19 protein-coding genes and 1 pseudogene are annotated in these 21,733 nt (G+C 59.4%); 4 read left to right on the forward strand and 16 right to left on the reverse strand.

Translation table 11 applies throughout. From position 1 onward, the window contains the following. Positions 1-10 precede the first annotated feature (10 nt). A pseudogene (locus tag PH605_RS20865) lies at positions 11-640 on the forward strand (transposase); the annotation flags it as partial. A gap of 172 nt (positions 641-812) precedes the next feature. Here the strand turns inward: PH605_RS20865 and PH605_RS20870 are convergent. The 16 genes from PH605_RS20870 to PH605_RS20945 all read right to left on the reverse strand — a co-directional run bounded on the left by PH605_RS20870 (position 813) and on the right by PH605_RS20945 (position 18,220). Then, a complete protein-coding gene (locus PH605_RS20870; RefSeq protein ID WP_142845924.1) occupies positions 813-1,769 on the reverse strand; it encodes a FecR family protein in 957 nt (318 codons plus the stop codon). Between the two features lie 125 nt (positions 1,770-1,894). Beyond that, positions 1,895-2,437, reverse strand: a complete 543-nt coding sequence (locus PH605_RS20875; protein ID WP_065657505.1) for an RNA polymerase sigma factor — start codon at positions 2,435-2,437, stop codon at positions 1,895-1,897. Between the two features lie 283 nt (positions 2,438-2,720). Further along, positions 2,721-3,515 (reverse strand): ABC transporter ATP-binding protein, encoded by a 795-nt coding sequence (locus PH605_RS20880; protein ID WP_065657504.1) that lies wholly within the window; start codon positions 3,513-3,515, stop codon positions 2,721-2,723. Then, the gene (locus PH605_RS20885; RefSeq protein ID WP_125146095.1) at positions 3,502-4,491 is read right to left on the reverse strand and encodes a FecCD family ABC transporter permease; all 990 of its coding nucleotides are present in this window, start codon (positions 4,489-4,491) and stop codon (positions 3,502-3,504) included. Before PH605_RS20885 ends, PH605_RS20880 begins: the two co-directional genes overlap by 14 nt. After that, positions 4,488-5,516: a FecCD family ABC transporter permease gene (locus PH605_RS20890; RefSeq protein ID WP_142845925.1), complete on the reverse strand. Its 1,029-nt coding sequence runs from the start codon at positions 5,514-5,516 to the stop codon at positions 4,488-4,490. The genes PH605_RS20885 and PH605_RS20890 overlap by 4 nt, the downstream gene beginning before the upstream one ends. Continuing rightward, complete coding sequence (locus PH605_RS20895; RefSeq protein ID WP_237680949.1) at positions 5,513-6,304, reverse strand: iron-siderophore ABC transporter substrate-binding protein; 792 nt, start codon at positions 6,302-6,304, stop codon at positions 5,513-5,515. The genes PH605_RS20890 and PH605_RS20895 overlap by 4 nt, the downstream gene beginning before the upstream one ends. Before the next feature lie 198 nt (positions 6,305-6,502). Then, a complete protein-coding gene (locus PH605_RS20900; RefSeq protein ID WP_237680950.1) occupies positions 6,503-8,914 on the reverse strand; it encodes a TonB-dependent receptor domain-containing protein in 2,412 nt (803 codons plus the stop codon). A 138-nt stretch (positions 8,915-9,052) separates the two neighbouring features. Further along, the gene (locus PH605_RS20905) at positions 9,053-9,949 is read right to left on the reverse strand and encodes a ferric iron reductase (protein WP_237680951.1); all 897 of its coding nucleotides are present in this window, start codon (positions 9,947-9,949) and stop codon (positions 9,053-9,055) included. Then, positions 9,912-10,658 carry a thioesterase II family protein gene (locus PH605_RS20910; protein ID WP_142845926.1) on the reverse strand — a complete coding sequence of 249 codons (747 nt, stop codon included), beginning with the start codon at positions 10,656-10,658 and terminating at the stop codon, positions 9,912-9,914. The genes PH605_RS20905 and PH605_RS20910 overlap by 38 nt, the downstream gene beginning before the upstream one ends. Next, positions 10,655-11,242, reverse strand: a complete 588-nt coding sequence (locus PH605_RS20915; protein WP_236781201.1) for a phosphopantetheine-binding protein — start codon at positions 11,240-11,242, stop codon at positions 10,655-10,657. The genes PH605_RS20910 and PH605_RS20915 overlap by 4 nt, the downstream gene beginning before the upstream one ends. A gap of 178 nt (positions 11,243-11,420) precedes the next feature. After that, on the reverse strand, positions 11,421-12,527 hold the full coding sequence (locus PH605_RS20920; protein ID WP_125146099.1) for a substrate-binding domain-containing protein: 1,107 nt from the start codon (positions 12,525-12,527) through the stop codon (positions 11,421-11,423). Positions 12,528-12,587: 60 nt separating this feature from the next. Continuing rightward, positions 12,588-13,532 carry an ABC transporter permease gene (locus PH605_RS20925; protein WP_125146100.1) on the reverse strand — a complete coding sequence of 315 codons (945 nt, stop codon included), beginning with the start codon at positions 13,530-13,532 and terminating at the stop codon, positions 12,588-12,590. 5 nt (positions 13,533-13,537) lie between these two features. Then, positions 13,538-14,542, reverse strand: coding sequence for an ABC transporter permease (locus PH605_RS20930; protein ID WP_125146101.1), 1,005 nt, complete (start codon positions 14,540-14,542; stop codon positions 13,538-13,540). Then, positions 14,539-16,047 carry a sugar ABC transporter ATP-binding protein gene (locus PH605_RS20935; protein WP_162856865.1) on the reverse strand — a complete coding sequence of 503 codons (1,509 nt, stop codon included), beginning with the start codon at positions 16,045-16,047 and terminating at the stop codon, positions 14,539-14,541. Before PH605_RS20935 ends, PH605_RS20930 begins: the two co-directional genes overlap by 4 nt. Then, positions 16,047-17,444 (reverse strand): FGGY-family carbohydrate kinase, encoded by a 1,398-nt coding sequence (locus tag PH605_RS20940; RefSeq protein WP_142845927.1) that lies wholly within the window; start codon positions 17,442-17,444, stop codon positions 16,047-16,049. The genes PH605_RS20935 and PH605_RS20940 overlap by 1 nt, the downstream gene beginning before the upstream one ends. Continuing rightward, positions 17,441-18,220 (reverse strand): DeoR/GlpR family DNA-binding transcription regulator, encoded by a 780-nt coding sequence (locus tag PH605_RS20945; protein ID WP_125146103.1) that lies wholly within the window; start codon positions 18,218-18,220, stop codon positions 17,441-17,443. Before PH605_RS20945 ends, PH605_RS20940 begins: the two co-directional genes overlap by 4 nt. Before the next feature lie 174 nt (positions 18,221-18,394). Between PH605_RS20945 and PH605_RS20950 the strand changes: the two genes are divergently transcribed. The 3 genes from PH605_RS20950 to PH605_RS20960 are packed head-to-tail and all read left to right on the forward strand — an operon-like array spanning position 18,395 to position 21,605. Further along, a complete protein-coding gene (locus PH605_RS20950; protein ID WP_237680952.1) occupies positions 18,395-19,492 on the forward strand; it encodes a class II aldolase/adducin family protein in 1,098 nt (365 codons plus the stop codon). Continuing rightward, on the forward strand, positions 19,489-20,766 hold the full coding sequence (locus PH605_RS20955) for an FGGY-family carbohydrate kinase (RefSeq protein ID WP_125146105.1): 1,278 nt from the start codon (positions 19,489-19,491) through the stop codon (positions 20,764-20,766). The genes PH605_RS20950 and PH605_RS20955 overlap by 4 nt, the downstream gene beginning before the upstream one ends. Continuing rightward, positions 20,763-21,605 (forward strand): TIGR01459 family HAD-type hydrolase, encoded by an 843-nt coding sequence (locus PH605_RS20960; protein WP_125146106.1) that lies wholly within the window; start codon positions 20,763-20,765, stop codon positions 21,603-21,605. Before PH605_RS20955 ends, PH605_RS20960 begins: the two co-directional genes overlap by 4 nt. The last annotated feature ends 128 nt before the right edge of the window (positions 21,606-21,733 follow it).

The following is a 21,733-nucleotide window of genomic DNA, read 5'->3' on the forward strand; positions in this document are numbered from 1 at the left end:
GAGAGCATGAATGCAAAGACGAATATTCAGCCGCGAGTATAAGCTTGAAGCAGTGAAGTTGGTCAGGGAACGTGGGGTCATTGTTGCGCAGGCTGCTCGTGATCTTGATGTTCCCGAGAATGTCCTGCGCAAATGGGTTCGGTAATACGGCGACGATCCCAGCCAGTCGTTTCCTGGAAAAGGCCAGATGAAGCCGGAGCAGCTTGAGATTTAGCGGTTACGCCGTGAAGTCGCCAAGCTGAAAGCGGAGCGCGATATCCTAAAAAAGGCCACAGCCTACTTTGCCAGGGACGCGATATGAAGTTCGCATTCATTGCAAAGCACCGTTCGATCTGGCCCCTATCGTCGTTGCTTTGCAACGACTGCCGGGCAGAGGGTGGCATGGCTCTGCGAAGCGTGTGGTCTCCATCGTATCGAGCGACTGATGCGCCTGAATGCGCTCAGGGCCAGGCCAAGACGGCGTGGTTTGCCAAAGGATGCCGGTGACCGTGCAGTCATCATGCCGAACGTCCTCGACCGCCAGTTCATGGCAGACCGTCCGAACCAGAAATGGGTGGCCGACTTCACTTACATCTGGACCGCAGAAGGCTGGCTGTATGTCGTAGTCGTCATTGACCTGTTCACACGCCGTGTCGTCGGGTAGTCGATGAATGCCAACATGATGGCCCGAGACCCAATTTCCCTCCATTTTGGGGCTCAGAGCAACCAGAGCAGAACAAACAAAACGCAGAGCTTAAGACCTTGGCGCTCTGCACTTTTGAGGTCAGAGCGAGAGGTTTCTTCGAAAGCAAGCAAGCGAGAGGCTGGTATCGTCACTCGCGAATGACGATCAGTGGGCCGAAGTGCATTGCTTTCACATGTAGGGCCTGCGTTACGAAAGCAAGCGCAACATCGGTATCGGTGATCTTCATCGTGCCGCTGACCCTTCGATTGGCGATACGAGAATCCGCAACCATGATGCGGCCGTAAAAATGCCTGTTCATCTCCTCGATAACGTAGGAAAGCGGTGTATTGTCGAGGACGATCTGGCCGCGCCTCCAAGCAAATGCGACGAGACTATCGACCGGCGCGATGGCCATTTGCCCTTTCGCGTAGTCATAGATTGCTTGCTCTCCTTCACTGACGCGGACAGGGCCTGTGCGGCTTCCGTCGATGTCGATCTGGACCGCATTTTCGTTGACGGCCACTTCAGTGTTGTCATTGCCGTAGCGAATAGCGAATGCCGTGCCGAGTGCGGTAACCTTGGCCGCCCCCGCAACAACCGTGAAGTGTCGTTCGGCGTCGTGAGCGACCTGAAAAAAAGCTTGGCCTTGAAGAAGGCGGATAGTGCGGTGGCTGTCGGTAAAGTCCACAGCGATTGCTGAAGACGAATTCAGTTGCACCTCGGATCCGTCCTCAAGCGAAATCGTTCGCATCTCGCCAGTTCCGGCTATGACATCAGCCTGCAGGCGCATTGGGCCGTCTAGCGCAAAGAAGCTGCCCGTTGCGAGCGCTAAGACCATTAAAGTTGCGATGACTGGTTTGACTAGGCTCCTGGGCCTGACCTTGATGTCGGAGAGCACGGAATCGGATTGTATAGCGCGGCTGGCATCATCCAACAGGCGTTCTGCGGCCGTGTAGGTCCGACGGTTTTCCGGGTCGCGGTCAAGCCACTCCTGAAAGCGTGCCTTGTCGCTCGGTGATTGGTTTGGGTCCCTATTGCGCAGAATCCAGTTGGCCGCTTCGCGGTTGCGTTTTTTCTGAGCGTTCCCCGCTCCTTGGGCCGACATAGGCATCTCCAGATTTGTCCCTTGACCCTTAGACGTTCGACGCCGCTAATTTAGGACCTTTTAGACTAATTCAAGCAAAAGTCGGTAGCGCTTTTCCGGATGGAACGCGAGAATCTCTTGTCGTTCTAGAGAATACGATCAAGGCAGTGGGCGAAGGCGCGACGCAGGTGCCGGTCCACCATGTTCCTGGAGATGTTGAGCCTGACGCAGATCTGGTCCGGTGTCAGACCGTGCAGACGGTGCAGGATGAAAACGAGACGACGCCGTTCCGGTAGTTCGGCGATCGCCTCGCGCAGGGCCGCAAGCCGCGCCTCGATTTCCAACGCCTGATCCGGCGCGGGCCCGCTGCTTGCCACGCAGAGGGCTTCACGCTCCGAGCCGGAGAAAAGCCGAGCTTCTTTCGTCTCCCGGCGCTGCCGGTCAATGCCTAGATTGATGGCGGCCCGGCAGAGAAACGATTTTATCGAACGCTTTTTCTGCAGTACCTCAGGCTTGGAAGCAAGTTTCAGATAGAGATCGTGCACCACATCCCGGGCGGTGGAGGATGGATGGCCGCGCCTGCGCACCGCGCTCGTAATGTCGGCGTAGTGCGCTTCCATAGCCCGGTTCAGCAATTCGTTGCTGTCAAGACTGTCCCATACAAGGGGTGAGGGCGAAGAGCTCGACATTGGCAAACAGTTTCCAAACCAACAGTCAGGTTCAGCACCAGGACGGCGGAACCGCGATGACCGATGGCTAGCGAATCTATAAAACCCATGCAAGTGCAATAAGTTAGAAAGATTCAAAACTGATGCACAGCTCCTTGATAAATCAAGAGTTAAAAACTCATCTTTATGTCTGATTTCGTTGCCCGATTCCGTTTTCCCTGTTTCGGCTAGGGAGTGCGCATTAGGCAGGCCGCATGTTCAGATGGAGCCGACGTGTGATATTTCAGTAACGGCTGCGGGCGCCTTAAAGCGGAATGCAGAGCGGCGTTCCGGCTACGGGATCGCGGATCACGACCGTCTTCACCTTGAAGACATCAGCGATCGTCTGCGAGGAGATCACCATATCGGGCGTCCCGGCCGCCGTCACCCTGCCGTCATGGAGTATAACGATATGCTGGGCGTAGCGCGCCGCCTGGTTGATATCGTGCAGGACGGCGACGACCGTCTTTCCGTGCCTGGAGACCAACGTGGTGATAAGGTTCATCAGTTCGACCTGGTGTTCCAGATCGAGATATGTCGTGGGCTCATCAAGAAGGATCGCTTCGCCTTGCTGCGCCAGCGTCATTGCGATCCACGCGCGCTGGCGCTGACCGCCGGAAAGGCTGTCCAGCGCCCGGTCGGAAAGATCCGTCGTGCCTGTCAGCATGAGCGCCTCGTCGCATGCCTCCTGATCCTGCGCCGACCAGCGGCTGAAAAGCGAGCGATGCGGATAGCGGCCCTGCCGCACGAGATCGCCGACCGTTAGACCCTCTGGCGCAACGGGACCCTGGAGCAGAACGCCTACCTTGCGGGCGACATCACGGGGCGAGAGGCCGTTCAGATCCTTGCCGTCGAGAAGAATGCTGCCGCCGGAGGGCTTCATAAGTCCGGCGAAAGTGCGCAGGAGCGTGGATTTGCCGCTGCCGTTCGGGCCGATCAGGGCCGTGAAGCATCGTTCGGGGATGGCGAGGTCGAGCCGCTCTATGATGCGGCGCTGGCCGTAGGCGATGTCTATGCCCTTGCCCGCGATCTTGGCAGGCCGTTGATTATCCTCGGTCATGGCGGCGTCCCCAGAGAAGATAGGCAAAGAAAGGTGCACCAATGAGACTGGTCACAATGCCGGCCGGAAGTTGCGCCGGCGGCAGGATGATGCGACCAATGAGATCGGCGGCAACGACGAGGCATGCGCCGACGAGTACAGCGACAGGCAATATCCGGGCATGCGACGACGCCCCGGTCAGCCGCCGGGCGATGTGCGGCGCGACGAGGCCGACGAAGCCGATGAGGCCGGAGGCGGCCACGGCTGCACCCGAAAGCACAGTAACGAGGACGATCATCAGGCCTCGGATGCGATCGACCGGCTGGCCAAGGCTCTTAGCAGAGTGATCGCCGAAGCGGATCAGATCGAGTTCGCGCACGGCGAGAAAGGCAAGTGCAATGGGAACGACGAGTGAGAAGCCCAGAAATTGTACCTTCATCATGTTGGCATCGTAGACGCTTCCGGCAAGCCAGATCATGGCGCGCTGTACATCGCCGATGTCGCCGAATGCGGATAGAAAGGTCGTTCCCGCCGTTGCGAGCGAGGAGAGGCCGATGCCGATGAGGATGATGCGGAGAGAGGAGGTTCCGCCGCGCCATGAAAGAGCATAGACCGCCAGCGCCATCACCGCGGCGCCCAGGAAACTGGCTGTCTGTATAAGCGCGATAGACGGGTCCTGCACCAGAACGATGATGGCCATGGCCGCCGCTGCAGCGCCACTGTTTATGCCGAGAACGCCGGGCTCGGCCAAAGGATTGCGCATTATTGCGAGCGTGATCGTGCCTGCGGTCGCAAGCGCCACGCCGACGAGAAGCGCGAGAAGTGCGCGCGGCAAACGCAGATCGAAGACGATCATCGTGCTCTGTGGAGCAGGCTCGCCCATTCCGGCGATGACATTGTAGAGTTCCTGCCAGGTCAAAGGAACATCGCCAAAAGCGAGACTTGCTGCGACGAGGATGGCGAGCAGAAGGGTGAGGATGATGAGAAGCCGGATCATGCCGCGCCTCTCAGCCGCGTTCGGGCGAGATACAGGAAGAACGGCGCACCGATGAGCGCGATCGTCACGCCAACGGGAAAACTTTGGCTTCCGAACACAAGCCGTCCGGCCGTATCGGAGACGACAACCAATAGCGCGCCGCCGAGCGCCGAAAAAGGGATAACCCAGCGATAGTCAACACCGGCAATCATTCGCACCATATGCGGAACGACGAGGCCGACGAACCCAATCGGTCCGGCAAGTGCCACGGCACCGCCCGCAAGCAGGATGACAGTGACCACAGATGCGCCGCGCCAAATCACCGGGTTCTGCCCGAGTGCACGCGAGGCACCCGCGCCGAGGCTGAGCGTCGTGAGATGCCGGCCAAGAAAGAGAGCGGCGACGAGGCCGGTGAGGATATAGGGCGCAACGGTTTTGGCCTGCGCCATGGTTCTCCCCGTCAGCGAGCCTGCGGTCCACAAGCGAACTGCATCGAGCGTGCTCTGGTCGAAGATCAGGATCGCGGTGGTGAGCGAGGTCAGGAAGGTTGCAACGATCGCCCCCGCCAGCACGAGCCCGAGCGGGGAGTGTCTGACAGCGCCAATTGAACCCAGCCCATAGACCACGATCGCGGCGATACCTGCGCCGATAAAGGCGAACCAGACATAGAGATCGCCGACGCCCGTGCCGAAGAGTGTCATCACCAAAACGACGGCAAATGACGCGCCGGCGTTGATGCCGAGCAGGCCGGGAGAGGCGAGCGGGTTGTTGGTGACCGCCTGCATGATGGCACCGGAAACAGCGAGTGCACCACCGGAAAGCAGTGCGGCAATGACGCGGGGCAGACGGAGGGTGGTGACGAGAAGATGGTCGCGAGAGCCATCGAACTGGAAGATCGCGGCCGTTATCGTGGAAAACGATATGGCAGATGTGCCGAGTGCAACCGCGTTCATGGCGGCAAGAACGAGCAGACAGAGGAGTACAGCGAGCGCGAGCGGCCGCAGGCTATAGGCCGTGGATGGCCGGGCGGCGTTTCGGTCGATCATTGCCCTGCCAGCACGTAACGTTCGACGTCGTCGAGTATGCGATTTGCCGAACCGATACCGTGGAAGCTCTGCCAGTGACCGCGATCGACCCGATGGGCGCGTCCGGCCTGAACGGCTGGCAGCAATTGCCATAGCGGGTTCTCGGTCACCTGCTTTTCGAGCGCATCGTCCGGGCCGCTTTCAAAACCGCTGGCGGAAACGTAGAGCAGCACGTTACCATCGAGATTGGCGAGTTCCTCCCAGTCCGGCCGTTTGACGATCGTTCCGTCGGTGACAGTCTCGTAAGCGGAGCGCTTCACACCTGCCTCGCGCAGCACGGAAAAGGGGGCATAGGCGTTGGGGCCATCCACAAAGACGACAAAACGATCTGGGGCGAAACGGACGGTCGAGACCGTCAGGTTCTGGTCCTTCATCCGCGCGCGGATCCCGGCGACGCGGCTGTCGTAAGCCTTGAGTGCATCGTTTGCCACGCCTTCCTTGCCGGTCACTTCTGATAGGCGCTGAAGATATGCCTTCCAGTCCATATGCTTGAAGAGCACAGTCGGCGCGATCTGTGCAGCTTGCTCGTAAATCGCCGAATGAACTTCCGCCGATCCGATGATGAGATCCGGCTTCAGTGCCGCCACGCGCTCGAGGCTTGGTTCCTTGGGATTGCCGAGATCGACCATCTTCTGGGCCTTCACCACGCTGAGTACCTCGTCCTCCGTAATCGCCATATAGGGCGTCGCAACGACGGGCGCCTTGAGTTCGATCAGCAATCCAAGCGTGATCAGCGGATCGAGGGTCACGATCCGTTTTGCTTTTGCCGGAATACAGAAGGGCGGATTGTAGACCCCCTCGGTTATAGCCTTTCCTTCGCAGGCGGCCTGCGAAAAAGATGCTGGAAGAAGGAAAGCGAGAAGAGCGAGACAGAAGCGCAAGAGAGATATCATTTCGTCGTTGAGGTGGAAAAAGCTGTGCGGAAGGACACCGCACAGCCGAGTTTGTCAGAACTTCACACGGACGTTCAGGCCGTAGGACCGACCTTTGCCCAGCTGGCCAAACGGCTTTGCCGCGTCGCGATCCACGATCGTGAAATACTGCTCGTCCGTCAGATTTTCCACGAAAGCGGTCACTTCCCAGTTGTCCTTTTTGAAGCCCGTCTGCGCATTCACGATGAAGCGTGGGTCGATATTGTACATACCCTTCGTACCGAAGCGCGAATTGTAGCTTGTCGTATATTTTGCGTCGGCGCCGACGAAGACGCCGTTGTCAAACTCGTAGCGTCCACCAAAGGCCCAGCTCAATTCCGGTGCTTCAGGGAAGGCTTTGCCTGACTGATCGCCGATAGCGGCGTGGTTGAATTCCAAGAACCGCGTATTGAGGTACCCGATAGACGTGAACGCGGTGAATTGATCCGTAACCTGGAAGGTAGGTTCGATCTCGAAACCCCAGGCTCTCGACGTTGCAGCATTAGAGGTGATGCGATAGCCTGGAATGGTCGCGATCGGCCGAATTTCTATCTGTTGATCGTCATATTTTGTATAAAACACATTTGCATTGAGCGTCAGCCGGTCGTCGAGCAGCGTACCCTTGTAGGATAATTCTACGTTCTGTGAAAACTCCGGGTCGTATGTGGCCACCTTGTAATTCTTGGGGTCCAGACGGTCTATATAAGAACCTCCTGAGCGGAATCCCTGCGTATAGGTCAGGGCGACCGTCTGGGTATCGCTGAGCTCCTTGGAAAGAGCAAGCTTGGGTACGAAGTTCAATTCGCTCAAAGATGTCGGGTCGCCCGTCAGGACGGCAGACGGATCGATCAGGCCAAAATAGTTTCGCTGGTCGTCTCTGTCTTTAAGGTAGTCGAGACGACCACCGGCCGTTGCGAACCACGTAGGTGCAAATTCATAGGTCGCCTCACCGAAGATGGCAAAGTTTGAGGTTTTGCGATTCTGGGTGTCGCTAAGTTGCACCGGTCCGTAGCCAGGATAGTCCACGATAAAGGTTGTCGCGCCGTCCCAGACCTCACGGCTGCCATAAAGGCCGGCAACCCATTTCCAGCGGTCCTCCTCGTAATTGAGTCGGAACTCCTGCGTGAAGATAGAATTGTCGTCTTCGCCAGCGCTTCCATAGATGGTGCCGGGCGTGCCGTAGTCGATAGAGCGCCGGTTATTGATGCCATATTGATAACCGGTCTGCGAGGTGAAGCGCAACGCATTGGAGAAATCATGTGTGATCTCCAGGCCTACATTGTGAGCTTCCGTCCAGCGATATTCCGTATAGGTAACCGGGGAATTGTTGAAGTCGCCGCGGAGTGTGTCGAGGCCGACAAGCGCGTCGTTGGGCCGGTCCTTCGAGTAGGAGTAGGTGAGCAGTGCGCGGGTGTCCGGCATTTCCGAAGGCGTGATCAGCACCTTGGCGCGAAGCACGCCGCTAATGTCAGTTGTCAGGTCATCAAAATTGTCAAAAATACCGAAATTTGAATAATTGGGCTGGGCATGCGAGCGCTCGAAAGCGCCTGAGAGGCGCAATGCAATCTGATCCTCAACGACAGGCGTATTCACCATGAAGGCCGTGCCGGCGAGATCGTCGCTGCCGACGGTGCCGGAAAGTTCGACTTCCTTGTCGAAGGTCGGATCTTTCGACTTGATATAGATGGCGCCCGTCATGGCCGCACGGCCGGAAAGCGTCGATTGCGGGCCGCGATACACCTCGACTTGTTCTACGTCCCAGAGATTGCGTGCGCCGAAGCGGGCATTGTAACGTGTCTGGACGATGCCGTCGACATACACCGAGCCGGCGGGCCCGCCGGACGGGACAAGGCCCTCGGAACTCATGCCGCGGATGACGAAACCGGCATTGACTGTGGCGCTATCCAGCACGTTTGCCATGCGGCGGTAGGTGTCTTGCGTCGTGCGGATCTGGCTTTCTGCGAGGGTTTCGGCGTTCACGATGGCAACACTGCTCGTCGTGGCGCCCAACGTCGACGCGTTGCGGGCGCCGTAAATCGTTATAGCCTCAAGTTGCGTGGTGCCGTCAGCTGTCGCGCCGGAAGCGGCAGGGCCGTTCTGAAGCGTCACCTGGTTACTTCCTGCGAAGCGGGCGTTAACACCGGTGCCGGCAAGCACGGTCCTCAGCGCCTGTTCTGGCGTCAGCGTCCCGTTCACCCCCCGGGTCGTCTTCGCCTCGGCGACCGATGCATCGAACAGGATTTGCAGGCCGGTCTGGGCTGCAAGGTTGTTCAGCGCCGTCGTTAGCGGGCCCGGTCGCACCGAGATCGCCCGCTCGGACGTCTGTGCTGCAGCCTGCCGCACCATCACCGGCAACATGGGGCTCAGCATTATGAGCGCTGTCCCCGCCAGAAATGCCGCCTTGAGGCTCGCCCCAGCCCCGCGCGAGACGGATTTAGTCTTAGTCATAAAAACCCCCAATCGTACGGCGTTCAAGGAGCCGCAAGTTCACCATGAGGAATGGCAACACATTCAACTCCTGATCTAGACGATTGATTGTTCGGATTTGGGACTCCGGTCTTCAGAAAAATTTAATGAAAAGATCGCTCAGGCAACGTCGAGGTGTTTGCGCATGGCGAGACGGAGTTTTTCATCCCTGTCTGCGGGCGACTCCAGCACACAGGTGGGACAGTATTCGCCGCCTTCGACCAGATAAAACCGGCAGCAGCCGCCGCGCTGGCGGAAGGTGTAGGAAAACTCCTTCCGATGTTTGTCGAGAACCATCAGGTCGAAATAGTGAAGTTCGCGATTGGCAAGCGGCGAGCCGGCAACTTTGAGAATCCGCATCGCCGCCGCCTTTGCCGCCTCGACCGTGCCGAACCGGCGGCCGGAATCCAGAAAGCGGCTGGCGATCGCATCGGCCGCCAGTCTCCAGAGCGCTGCGCGGGAGAGACGTGTTTGTGCGTGGATCGTATCGATGACGGGGTGGAAATGCTGCTCGATTTCGGTTCGAAACCGTTCTCCGGCGGCGGCATCGTCCAGTTGGCCTTGCCAGAATACCGGTTCCAGAAAACGGACATGGGCGCGCCTCACTCGGTGCATCTTCCCGTCATGCAGCTCCTCGGTCACATAGAAGGAAAGCGCGAGGGAGGCTGGCGACAGTTCCGTAATGATGCCAAAACCGGCAAACAACGGAACGGCCGCTGCAGCCAGGATGTAGCCATAGTCGGTCATCATCAAGGCCCCAGCGGTCTTGAGATCAGTGCCTTTGTTCAGTGATTGCTCAAATGCAAGAAATTCGCCAGTGGCCGCCTCGCTGGAAAAGAAATCCTGAACTGTCGTCCAATCCTCCTCGGCTGGGCCGACGTCCGCGCGCACATCCGGCATGTAGGCCGCCTGCCCTTCGAGCGCGCGCTGGATCGCTTCTTCCTCCGCCCTTGGCATTTCTGTCCTAGCGGTCATCGCTTCAAGCCTGACGACGCGGGCGGCTTTCGGCCGCTCCAAACCAGAGCGCCTCAAGTCTTGCCGGCAGAGTGTCCAGAACGGGGCGTTCAAGCATATGCGGTCCCGAGACCCGATGCAGGCTCGTGCCACCCGTCACGAAATCGGACCAGGCGGCGGCTGCGTATTCGTTCACGAAAGCGTCCGCATCGGAGAGAAAGACGTGCGCGGGACAATCCAGTGTGCCGCGTGCGGCGTCGTGCACATGGGTCTCACAGATGCGGAAATCATTGCGCAGCACCGGCTCGAAAAGCTCCATCGCCTCGGGATTGTTGAGGATTTCGGCATCTGTTCCACCGAGATCGACAAGCGCCTGGTGAAAGGCGGCGGGCTCCATCGTGTGAAAGGGCTCGCGCTCATAGACCATGCGATCCGGCGCATTGCAGCCGAGCACGAAAAACGCGTCCGGTTGTCGCAGACCAGCGCCCGAAAAGCGACGGGCGATTTCATAGCCGAGGAGGGCGCCCATCGAGTAACCGAAGATCGCGTACCGACTGCCGACATAGGGTTCCAGTTCTATTGCAAGCTGGTCGGCAAGCGCGTCGATCGATCGCGGCGGCGGTTCGTAGTAACGCTTTTCGCGGCCCGGCAGCGCGACCGGATGCACCGTCATCGTGTTGGGCACAATCCGCGCCCAGTTGCGGAAAAGACCTGCTCCGGTGCCGGCCGGCGGCAGGCAGAGAAGAACGGGTCGGGATGGCGTTGCATTCATATTTCGATCTCTACATGGCCAGGGGCTGGGGTTTCCCGCACGCGCATCCCATCAATATGGGCGGCAAGCTCTGCAAGGACGGGGCGTTCGAAAAGGGCGCGCACCGGCAGCGGCACGCCAAGCTCTGCGCGAAGCCGGCTGACGACACGCGCGGCAAGCAGCGAATGGCCGCCAAGTTCGAAGAAATTGGCGCGGCCGTCAAGGGGCGTGCGTTTGAGCACCTCTGCCCAGATGCGCGTAAGCGTTGCTTCCGTCTCGGGGTGCGTCCCGGATCGCGGCGTGTTCAAGGGCGCCTTTTCCGGCGCTTCCGAATGCGGCGTTTCATTGGAACCGTGCCCGAGCAATCCGTCACTTATCACGGGCGAAGGAAGTTCCTCGAGAAGTGCGCACATATCGGAAGAGGACGAACGGATCACGATGGAGACAATGTTACCCAAGCGTTCAAGCAGGGCCATGGCGGTTTCTGGTGAGAGGACATCGCGGCTGAAGCCCGCCATCAGCGTCAGGCCAGCCGAGTGCGGTGTCGCCCACAGCGTGAGGGGGAAATGCGTTCGCTCATCGAAGTCGATGCCCTCCGTCCTCAATGTCGCGCCTGCGTCTGGCTGCTTTATCTGCGTCGCGAAATTCTCTACGACGAGCAGCGTATCGAACGCTCGCCAGTTCGCGCATCCTGCGTTGGCCCATCAACGCGCAACGGCAACATCGCCGATGCTCGCAATATGAGGGAAGATGGCAACGACCTTCCCTCGTATTCGTTTCCGATCAGAAATCGAAGTTGTTGATGGTGTCCTTGGTGAAGACCGTCGGGGCGCCAAGCAGGATTTCCGAACCGTTGATCACCTTAAGGTCGCCAAGTTTGCCAGCCCTGACGGAGGCGGCGCCAGGCTGAAGCGTGCCATCGGCCACCGAACGCAGAACATGCATTGCTGCATAGCCGAGATCAACCGGGTTCCACAGAACCACCGACTTGACGCAGCCGGCCCCGACATAAGGCTTCATGGCATTCGGCGTCGCAAGGCCCACGACCGCGACTTGGCCGCATTTGCCGGCCTGTGTAACGGCGTCGGCCGCGGCAGGAGTAGCGACCGATGTCATGCCGACGATCCCCTTCAGGTCGTCGCCATATTTGTTGATCAGCGTGTTGGCCTGGTTGAATGAGAGAATGTTGTCTTCCTGCGCCTCGACGGTTTCCAGCCATTCCATCTTCGGGTGGCATTTTGCCTGATAGGCTGCCATCTCGGCGATCCAGCGCGCCTGGTTTGGCGTGGTGAATGTGGAGGTTACGATTGCGAATTTGCCCTCTGCGCCCGCTTCGGCGGCAAGCGCGTCAATTGTCGCTTTGGCGATGCCGTTAAACTCCGCCTGGTTGACGAACCATTGGCGGGAATCCGGCGTGGAATTCGCATCATAGCCGACAACATTGATGCCGGCTGCGAGAGCCTTCTTCAGCACCGGGGCAATCGCAACCGGATCGTTGGCGGCATAGAGAATGCCGTCCACACCGGATGTGATGTAATTATCGATCAATGTGATCTGATCATCGATATTGGCCTTGCTCGGGCCGTCGGTCTTTGCCTTGACATTGCCCAGTTCGGTCGCCGCGTCTGCAATGCCTTTGGCGGTCGCCGCGAAGTAGCCGATGCCGACCAGTTTGGGCACGTCAACGACCGTTATGGGTTTGCCCTTGCGATCCGGGGCATTGGTTGGCGAACCGCCGTCATAGGCCTTGGCCTCGATTTTGGCGGGCGTGGCGTCGCAGGCGAGCGGATTGGTCGGCAGGTCGTCGCCGCCGGTCCAGGGTGATGCCGCGTGGCTGAGGCTGGTCGAAAACGAGAGCGTCAGCAGGGCGGGCAGTAGATATTTGCGCATGTCTTTCTCCTCCAAATCGTCCAGAAACCTTTAAGCGGCGGTGCGGGACGAGACATCGAACTATCGAGAGCCGCTCTTCTCGAAGAGATTGCTCGCAAGGATGGCGAGGATAAGCACGATGCCGATCAGCATGATCGTGCCGTCACCGGTGACGCCAGCGAGCGAAAGTCCGTTTTTCAGCGCCTGAATGACGCAAAGACCGAGAATGGTGCCGACGATCGTGCCGCGACCGCCGAAAATGGATGTGCCCCCGAGAACGACTGCCGTAATGGCGTCGAGTTCGATGCCCGTCCCCATGTCCGAGCGCGTCGTTGAAACACGGGAGACGAAGATCACGGCGGCGAGGGCTGCGGCAAGACCCGAGGCCGTGTAGACGGCAAGCTTGGTCTTCTCGACGGCAAGGCCGGAGAACCGCGCCCCGGTCTCGTTGGCGCCGATTGCATAGGTGCTGCGACCCCAGGTCGTATAGGCCAGAATGACGGCGGCGATGACGGCGCTGACAAGGAAAATCCAGAGCTGGGTTGGTATGCCGAGAACCGCACCCTGACCGAAGATGAAGAACCATTCCGGATAGCCGCGCACGGATCGTGCCTGGCTGATGCCTTCGGCGAGGCCGCGATAAAGAGCGAGTGTCCCAAGGGTCGCAATCAGCGGCGGAACGTTGAAACGGGTGATGATAAGCCCGTTGACGAAGCCCGCGAAGGTGCCTGCGGCCACAGCCGCCGCCATTGCCAGTGGCAGCGGCATGCCGAGCTTTTGCCAGAACACGCCGAGCAGAATGGCTGTGAGGCCGAGGATCGAGCCGACGGAAAGGTCGATCCCGCCGGTGGCGATGACAAAGGTCATCGCCAAAGCGACGAGGCCGATTTCCGTCATCAGGCGGCCCTGATTGAGCAGGTTGGAGACAGTGAGGAACTTGTCCGACTGGAAGGACAATACCGCCAGAATGATGACCAGCAGCGCGGCCAGAAATGTTTCGTGCCGGATGAGTGACTTCGTAATCATGGTTTTCAAACACTCCTGCGGCGGCGACGCAGCATATCGGCAAGCACCGTGATGAGGATCAGCAAACCGATGACCGCCCTCAGCCAGTAGGCGGAGACATTGATGAAGATCAGGGCCGAGCCGATGGTAGCAAACAGGATTGTCGCCAGCGTCGAGCCGATCACTGTGCCTGTGCCGCCCAGGATCGATACGCCGCCAATGACTGCGGCCGTGATGATCGTGAGCTCCAGATTGGGCGGAACCGTCGACTGGATGACCTGCAACTGGGTTGCGAACAAGATGGCGGCAAGTCCGGCGAACATGCCGTGGATGGCAAAAACCTGAACGATGCGCCGCTCGGCGGGAATGCCGCTGGCAACGGCTGCTTCGGGGTTGCCGCCGAGCGCATAAAGCGAACGTCCAAAGGCCGAATTGCGCATCCAGAAGGCGGTCAGCACAGTGAGAATGATCATCGCGACCAACGGAACCGGAAGGCCGAGCAGTTTCTGCTGCGCGAGCAGGAAGTTAGGTGGCAGGTTAGAGATCCAGGCTCCGCCGGTGACGCTGATGAGGCCGCCGCGCAGGATCGAGAGAGCGCCCAGCGTCACGACGATCGACGGAATGCGGGCATAGGCGACGAGCAGGCCGATGACGGTGTTGATTGACATGCCGACGAGAATAGGGACCGTCCAGGCGACCCATACCGGATAGCCTGATGTCGCCAATGTTCCCGCAACCGTTGCCAGCACACCGATCAGCGCGCCAACGGAAACGTCGATATTGCCGGTGATTATCACCATCGCCATGCCGATTGCCGCGACGGCAATATAGGCATTTCCGGAAAGAATCGTGTTGAGATTGTTGACGGCGATGAAACGCGGATTGACCAGGGTCACGCAAACGAAAAGCGCAACGATTGCCGCAAGGACGAATATTTCCTGCCCATAATCCGAAAGGAATCTGCGGTAGCCGCTTTGGATAAGGTGCGCGCTTGTCGTGCGTAGCGCCGGTGCATTGCCGAGGTTGCTCATGCCGCGTTCTCCTCTCTGCGATGTGCCGTCATCGCCGCACCGACCCGCTCGGGTGTCGCGTCACTACGCTCGACAATTTCGGTGATCCGGCCTTCTGCCATGACCATCACCCGGTCGCTCATACCCAGCACCTCAGGCAGTTCGCTCGAAATCATGATGATGGCGACGCCCTCGCGGGCAAGCTCGCCCATGATCGCGTGGATTTCCGATTTCGCGCCGACATCGACACCGCGTGTCGGCTCGTCGAGGATCAGCACGCGGGGTTTGATTTCGAGCCATTTGGCGATCACCACCTTCTGCTGGTTCCCGCCGGAAAGCTGGCCGATCGGCTGGTCGGGATCGCGGCAGCGCACGCCAAAACGTTTGATTGCGTCGGTCGCCCGGCTCATTTCTGCCGCAGCGCGAATAAAGATGCCGTTCGATACCTTGCCGAGCGTGGCCATGGTGACGTTTTTGCGGATGGCCATCGATTTGATGAGGCCTTGCAACCCGCGATCTTCGGGCACATAGGCAATGCCGAGGTTGCGCGCCTGCGAAGGCGATGTGATTGCAACCGCCTTGCCGTCGATGCGGATTTCGCCAGATGTGGCCGGCGTCATGCCGAAAAGTGTGAGCGCAAGTTCGGTTCGCCCGCTGCCGACAAGCCCGGCAATGCCGAGAATTTCGCCCTGCCGTACGGTAAATGAAATGTCCCTGACGCGCTTGCCGTGGTTCAAACCTGCAACCTCAAGGACAGGTTTGCCGATCGGTACGTCAACCTTGGGAAAAAGATTCTCGATGGCGCGACCTACCATCAGGGATACCAAGGCGGCTTCATCGACCTCATCGATGTTTTTGGTTGCGATGTAGGCTCCATCGCGCAAAACGGTCACGCGGTCGCATACAGCGAAAATCTCCGGCATGCGATGGCTGACATAGAGAATGCCGACGCCGCGCGCGCGCAATTGCCTGACGATATCGAGCAGGCGCTGCACATCCGATTCGACCAGCGACGCGGTCGGCTCGTCCATGATCAGAACCTTGGCGTTTTTTGACAGTGCCTTGGCGATCTCCACGCACTGGCGCTGCGCGACCGACAGGTTGGCCACTTTCTCATCGACATCGAGGTCATGCGTGTCGAGTTCTTTGAGAAGCTTGCGGCTGCCCGCGCGGACTGCCGGCCAGTCGATCATGCCGCCTGCCCGCCGGGGATAATTGCCGAGAAAAATGTTTTCGGCGACGGTAAGCTCCGGGAACAGCAGAAGCTCCTGGTAAACGGTCGCGATGCCGGCGGCATTGGCGTCTCGCGTCGAGGAAAACGTGACTGCTCCGCCGTTGACGGTGATCGTGCCCTCGTCCGGGGCGTAGAGGCCGGAGAGAATTTTGATCAGCGTCGATTTGCCGGCACCGTTTTCCCCCATCAGCGCGTGCACCTCGCCCGGGTAGATTTCCAGGCCCACATTTTTCAATGCCCTGACGCCACCGAAAGACTTGCCAAGACCGCTGAGCTGAACAACCGGCTGCATCAAACCGCCTCCCCATATTCGCTATTTGTTGATGCCATCGTGTCCACCTGTTGTCGCCACGCGTTCCTGTAGGTATCTAGCCCGGCAATGATTGCCGGTTGCGCTATCGAGCAATCGTTGACAAACGGGTTGCCACCCGTTTCATCGAAAACGAGTGCCGCAGCACCGAAGGCGCTGCCTTCGGCATTGGCGCTGGTATGGATCGTCTGGCTGGGTCGCAGCGCTGCGAGTATCGAGGCATAAAAGCCTGTCTTCACCAGGCCACCATCGATGACGATCGTGTTTTGCGAGCCGATGAGGTCGAGTGAGAAATCGGTCATCAATGTAACATAAAGCAGGGCCACTGCGGCACGCTCCTCGCCGGTGACCATCGGTCCGACGAAACGCCCTACATAGCCTTGCATCGGGCCGCCCGCGGCGAAGGATGGTAAGGCAAAGCTGCCTTTGGCGATGACTGCAGCAATCGCCTGTGCGGAAACGGGCATGCTCCAGTCGCCGCTTGCAAGGTCGTATTCCCGGCCGCCCATGAAGCGGATGGTCGCGACCGGCTGGCGATCTACGGTGACGTTGGCCAGCATGTCGCGTCCGGCATCGAGGCTTCCAAGCGGGCTTGCAGGATTGAAGATGATCACCCAGGTGCCAGTCGAGATAAGCGTGAAATCGGAGAACCCGAGCGAGCGGTAGAAATAGAGAGCGGCATTGCTATCGTGCACGCCATTGTGAACGGCGATATCCACGGTCCGTCCGTCGGCAAGCGACATGCCGTGCGTCCCGATCACGCTGCCTGCCCGCTCGAACGCCGGCATCTTGTTGCGCCAACCCATACGATCGACAAGACTGCTATAGTCGTCATCCACTGGCGCCCAGAGATGAGAATGGCAGCCGAGATAGGAAACTTCGGAAACCTTGCGGCCTGAGAACCTCCAGCTCCAGAATTGCGGATAGGCGAGGATGGCCTCGGTCCGCCCGAGAAGTGCCGGATCGCGCTCGTTCAGCCAAAGAAGATGGCGACCGTAGTTGAATCCGAATGGGAGCGGCGGCGAAAAGGTCTCGCGAAAGTCGGGCGCCAGAAGGTCAATGCGGGCGGCGATTTCGGCAGGTGGTTCCTGTTCGTAGTCCAGAATCGGATGAACGAGGGTGTCGCCGGCCGTCAGTGCGAAGGTGCAGCCATGTCCGGAAAAAACGATGCGACCGACGCTGTGCGCTGACACCACGCGAACGAGTTCGGCCTTCGTCCACGCAAAGAGGGCTTCATCGTTGAGAACCTGAAGGTCCCCATTCCACAGCCATGCCGGCCGGGTTCGCGCTTCGTCGATGAGCCTGCCTTCCGGCGAAAGAACAAAGAGTTTTGAATTGGTCTTGCCGAGATCGAAGACGGCAATCGGGGAGTGAGTCATTTTTCTCCTCCCACGGTGGCGATGGTGATGGTGACGCCTGCCTCTTCCAGCATCCTGGCGTTGGCGTCGGTCAACCCGTCATCGGTGATAATGGTACCGACGCGTGACAACGTCAGGGCAATATTGCGCGGCTGGATGGAAAACTTCCGGCTATCGGCCAACAGCACAATTTCGTCGGCGCAGGCCGCAAGTTCACCGATGACCTTGACGAGCAGGGGATGGGACTCGAGCAGTCCCTTGCCGCTGATGCCCTGCGTACCGACAAAGAAGCGCGAGGCAAAGAAGCCGGGCGAACTGGCCGCAATATCGTGAATGATGCCGGGCTCGCGATGGAGCGCGCCACCGGCCAATGAAAGCTGACAGGTGCCGTGTTCGCCAAGATAGGCGGCGAGCGGCATGGAGTTGGTCCAGATGCGAACATTTCGCCGGGCCAGCAGCGTGCCGAGCTGGTAGCAGGTGGAGCCGCCATTGACGATGATGGCGTCGCCGTCCCGCACCAGTTCAGCCGCCCTCGCGGCAATCGCCCGTTTGGCCTCGACGGCGATGTCGCGGTTCTCGTCATAGGGGCGCGCTGAAAGCCGCGCGCTGTCGCCAGTCTCGAGCGCCGAAACGCCGCCATAGACCTTTCTGGCCTGGCCGAACTCATGCAGCTTTTCGATATCACGGCGAATGGTGGCCGGAGATGCCTCGAGGCGCTGCTGAAGATCGCGAACCGATGCGAATGGCGTTTCGCGCAAAAGCTCGACAATGGCCTTCTGGCGCTCGGTGTCGTTCATCTCTGCTCCTCTTCCGGCTCTCCCGTGCCGATGAGGAAGAATGCTCATGATGCGCAATTTATGTCAATATAACGAGAATAAATTTTCATTATTGACGTAATTTAATCATGGTAATACATTTTTTGTAAAAGTTAGCTCATCTCTTTCGCGAAATGTAGCGAGCTGAAGAGGCATTTGGAGGATGCAGCCATGGATTCCGATATATCGCCGGGAGATGTTTCTGCCTTTGAAGCATTTCTCGCGCTTTCAAGGGCGATAGGCAGCGATATTTTGAAAACGCAAGGGGCCGGCGGCAACACGTCCTTCAAACGCGATGGGGTGATGTGGGTTAAGGCTTCCGGTACGTGGCTCGCCCAAGCAGGGCAGCGGGATATCATGGTGCCTGTCAGGGTAGCCCCCCTGGTGGAAGCACTACGGTCAGGCAATCCGGCCGCCGAGAAGGCAACCGATTTTGTTGTGGCGGAACTCAATACATCGGGCCTGCGTCCATCGATCGAGACGAGTTTTCACGCTGTGCTGCCGCAGACAGTGATTGCCCATTATCATTGCGTAGAGGCGATTGCGCTTTCCGTGCTGGAGGACCGCGAGCGTGTTGTTGCGGAGCGGATGGCGGCCTTGCCCGATCTCACCTTCGTCACAATACCCTACCGCCGCCCAGGCACTCCGCTCGCCCATGAGATCGACCGTGTTGCCGCAAGCAGGCCGGATGTACTGATCCTGTTCAACCATGGCATTATCGTCACGGGAGAGACGGTGGCGGAGGTGCGGGATCGCGTCGAAAGGGTGATGGCGGCGCTTCGCGTGGAAGAGCGACCCTCGACGCCAGTCGACACGGTGAGACTTGAAGCAATGGCCGCCGGGTCTGATTTTCACGCGGCCGAGGATGCCGGGAGCCACAAGACGGCGCTCAATCCGGCAAGCGTGACGATCGCGACCGCCGGCTCGCTTTACCCTGACCATATCATTTTTCTCGGTACGGAAATTGGCGTTCTTGCCGAGAGTGAGACCGTCGCTATCTATGTCGGTCAACGCCGTTTGCGGGGCCTTGCCGTTCCCAAGATGTTGCTCGCGCCGGGGCAGGGGGTGTTGCTATCCAACGCGTTGACGAATGGCGGACGTGTGATGGCGCGTTGTCTCGCCGAAGTGGTTTCCCGTATCCCTGAGGGTGCGCCTGTCGTGTATCTGGATTCCGCCCAGGAGCATGAACTGACCCACTGGGAGGCCGAGCAGTACCGTCAGGCGCTCGACCGCAAGGCGAGTCGGACGGCATGATCCGAGCGCTGAAATCCGCCGTTGCTCTGGGGATCGACATCGGCACATCCGGGGTGCGCGTTGCGGCGCTCGCAGCCGATGGAACGCCGTTGGAGATGGTTACCTTTGCCTTTCCCGACGCCGTGGCTGCCCGCTTGCCGTCTGTCTGGTGGTACGGCGTAAGGACCTGTCTGACCGAACTTGTTTCACGCCTCTCCCTTGTTGATGTGGAGGGAATTGCGGTTGACGGCACCTCGGGCACAGTGCTTGCGGTGGATGCCAGGGGCGCGCCTGTCGGCGATGTCCTGATGTATAACGACGCTTGTCCGGATGCTAGTATCGTGGACAGAATTGCAAGGTATGCGCCGGACGACAGCCCTGCGCGGGGAGCGACATCGGCGCTTGCTCGCGCCATTCACCTTTCGCGGCGACCGGGCGCGTGCGCGATCGTGCATCAAGCCGACTGGATTCTCATGCAACTCGGCCTCCATGTGCCATCGAGCGACGAGAACAATGCGCTCAAAACCGGTTACGACCTCACTGCCGAGGTCTGGCCTCAATGGCTGGAAGCCTGTGGTATGGATATCGCCCTTCTGCCGACGGTCCGGCGCGCGGGCGCGGTGCTGTCGGAGGTCGGCGCGACGGGGCGATCCCTCGGTCTACCCTCTGGCTGCCGTTATCATGCGGGCACGACGGACGGTTGTGCTTCCTTCCTTGCGACGGGTGCTGCCGCAACGGGCGATGGTGTCACCGCGCTCGGTTCGACCCTGGTTGTCAAGCTTGCCTCCTCCCGGCCCATCAATGCTGCGGAGTATGGCATCTATTCGCATCGCATTCTCGACTTCTGGCTTGCGGGCGGCGCTTCCAATTCCGGTGGTGCGGTCATCAGAAGCTTCTTCGATAATGCGCAGCTGAAAGTGATGACGCCGCATCTTCGGCCGGATGAGCCGACGGGTCTCGGTTACTATCCGCTTTTGAAGCCGGGGGAACGTTTCCCGGTAAACGATGCCGCCCATCCGCCAAGACTGGAACCGCGCCCGGGCGATGATCTCGTTTTCTTTCAGGCTATCCTGGAAGGCATCACCGCCATCGAAAAGTCGGGCTACGATCGGCTGGCGGCGCTTGGCGGCCCCGCCGTGCGATCCGTGCGCTCGGTTGGCGGCGGCGCGGTAAACCCGGCTTGGACCCGCCTGCGGGAAAATGCGCTCGGCGTGCCCTTTCTCCCCTCTCGCTCGGCGGAGGCTGCCGTCGGCACCGCTTCGCTGGTCCTCGCCGGAAAGGCCCGCTGGTCATGAGCATTGCGCCATATACGACTCTCGCTGCACTGGCTGCCCGCTACGATGCATTCCTCATCGATCAGTTCGGCGTGTTGCGGGATGACGAGCGCGCTTATCCGGGTGCCAACGATGCACTGCTTTACCTGAAATCTTTGGGGAAGGCCGTCGTCATTCTTTCGAATTCCGGCCGGAGCGGAGATTACAACGCGGAGCGGCTGGTCAGACTTGGTTTTGATCGCGCGGGTTTCGATCATTTCCTGACCTCTGGCGATGTCGCCCATAATGTTCTGGCCCGGGAAGCCGCGGGGCGGTCCGGGCGCATAAGCTGCCTTACCATTTCCAGTGGCTTCGACCGCAATCTCGCTGACCGTCTCGGTTTCGAAAGTGTCGAGGATGCTGAAATCGCCGACATTGTGGTTATTTCCGGAAGCGAAGCCGAAACGATCCCGCTTTCGGCTTACCGCGCAAGGCTCGAACCGGCCGCACGGCGCGATGTGCCGTGCTACTGCACCAATCCTGATCGCCACAAGCTCACGGCTGGCGGACGTGTTGCGCCGGGCGCCGGTAGTATCGCGCTTGCCTATCAGGAGCTTGGCGGTTCAGTTCGCTGGTTCGGCAAGCCTTATCCCACGATTTACGAACATGCGCAGGGGCTTCTAGGTGACCTGTCTCCTGGTCGCATTGTGTGTATTGGTGACAGCCTTGAACACGACATTGCCGGAGCCTCCGGTGCGAGCCTTACCTCTTGCCTTGTCAGGACCGGCATCCTGGCAGAAAACTCCGAGGTCGATCTGGCTGAGATTGCCGCCGGATATGGTGTTCGTCCCGATTTGCTGATGGATCGGTTCATGGTGTGAGCAATTAAAGACACGGCTTGCCGTATCCCCGGATGCGTGACCGGGAATGAGGTGGTGGATCACTGGAGTTTTATGAGTCCGTACTGCTCGGCCTTGTTACGCTCGAACAGAAGGCCTTTGTACATGAC

The organism is Agrobacterium sp. CFBP 3001, from assembly GCF_027871605.1.
Classification (GTDB): Bacteria; Pseudomonadota; Alphaproteobacteria; order Rhizobiales; family Rhizobiaceae; genus Agrobacterium; species Agrobacterium leguminum.

What these genes read in the sequence shown, in the direction of transcription:
- PH605_RS20960 (WP_125146106.1), top strand. Translation starts at nt 20,763, where the DNA reads ATGAGCATTGCGCCATATACGACTCTCGCTGCACTGGCTGCCCGCTAC.
- PH605_RS20920 (WP_125146099.1), bottom strand. Translation starts at nt 12,527, where the DNA reads ATGCGCAAATATCTACTGCCCGCCCTGCTGACGCTCTCGTTTTCGACC.
- PH605_RS20945 (WP_125146103.1), bottom strand. Translation starts at nt 18,220, where the DNA reads ATGAACGACACCGAGCGCCAGAAGGCCATTGTCGAGCTTTTGCGCGAA.
- PH605_RS20930 (WP_125146101.1), bottom strand. Translation starts at nt 14,542, where the DNA reads ATGAGCAACCTCGGCAATGCACCGGCGCTACGCACGACAAGCGCGCAC.
- PH605_RS20885 (WP_125146095.1), bottom strand. Translation starts at nt 4,491, where the DNA reads ATGATCCGGCTTCTCATCATCCTCACCCTTCTGCTCGCCATCCTCGTC.
- PH605_RS20925 (WP_125146100.1), bottom strand. Translation starts at nt 13,532, where the DNA reads ATGATTACGAAGTCACTCATCCGGCACGAAACATTTCTGGCCGCGCTG.
- PH605_RS20890 (WP_142845925.1), bottom strand. Translation starts at nt 5,516, where the DNA reads ATGATCGACCGAAACGCCGCCCGGCCATCCACGGCCTATAGCCTGCGG.
- PH605_RS20870 (WP_142845924.1), bottom strand. Translation starts at nt 1,769, where the DNA reads ATGTCGGCCCAAGGAGCGGGGAACGCTCAGAAAAAACGCAACCGCGAA.
- PH605_RS20900 (WP_237680950.1), bottom strand. Translation starts at nt 8,914, where the DNA reads ATGACTAAGACTAAATCCGTCTCGCGCGGGGCTGGGGCGAGCCTCAAG.
- PH605_RS20955 (WP_125146105.1), top strand. Translation starts at nt 19,489, where the DNA reads ATGATCCGAGCGCTGAAATCCGCCGTTGCTCTGGGGATCGACATCGGC.
- PH605_RS20940 (WP_142845927.1), bottom strand. Translation starts at nt 17,444, where the DNA reads ATGACTCACTCCCCGATTGCCGTCTTCGATCTCGGCAAGACCAATTCA.
- PH605_RS20880 (WP_065657504.1), bottom strand. Translation starts at nt 3,515, where the DNA reads ATGACCGAGGATAATCAACGGCCTGCCAAGATCGCGGGCAAGGGCATA.
- PH605_RS20875 (WP_065657505.1), bottom strand. Translation starts at nt 2,437, where the DNA reads ATGTCGAGCTCTTCGCCCTCACCCCTTGTATGGGACAGTCTTGACAGC.
- PH605_RS20935 (WP_162856865.1), bottom strand. Translation starts at nt 16,047, where the DNA reads ATGCAGCCGGTTGTTCAGCTCAGCGGTCTTGGCAAGTCTTTCGGTGGC.
- PH605_RS20910 (WP_142845926.1), bottom strand. Translation starts at nt 10,658, where the DNA reads ATGAATGCAACGCCATCCCGACCCGTTCTTCTCTGCCTGCCGCCGGCC.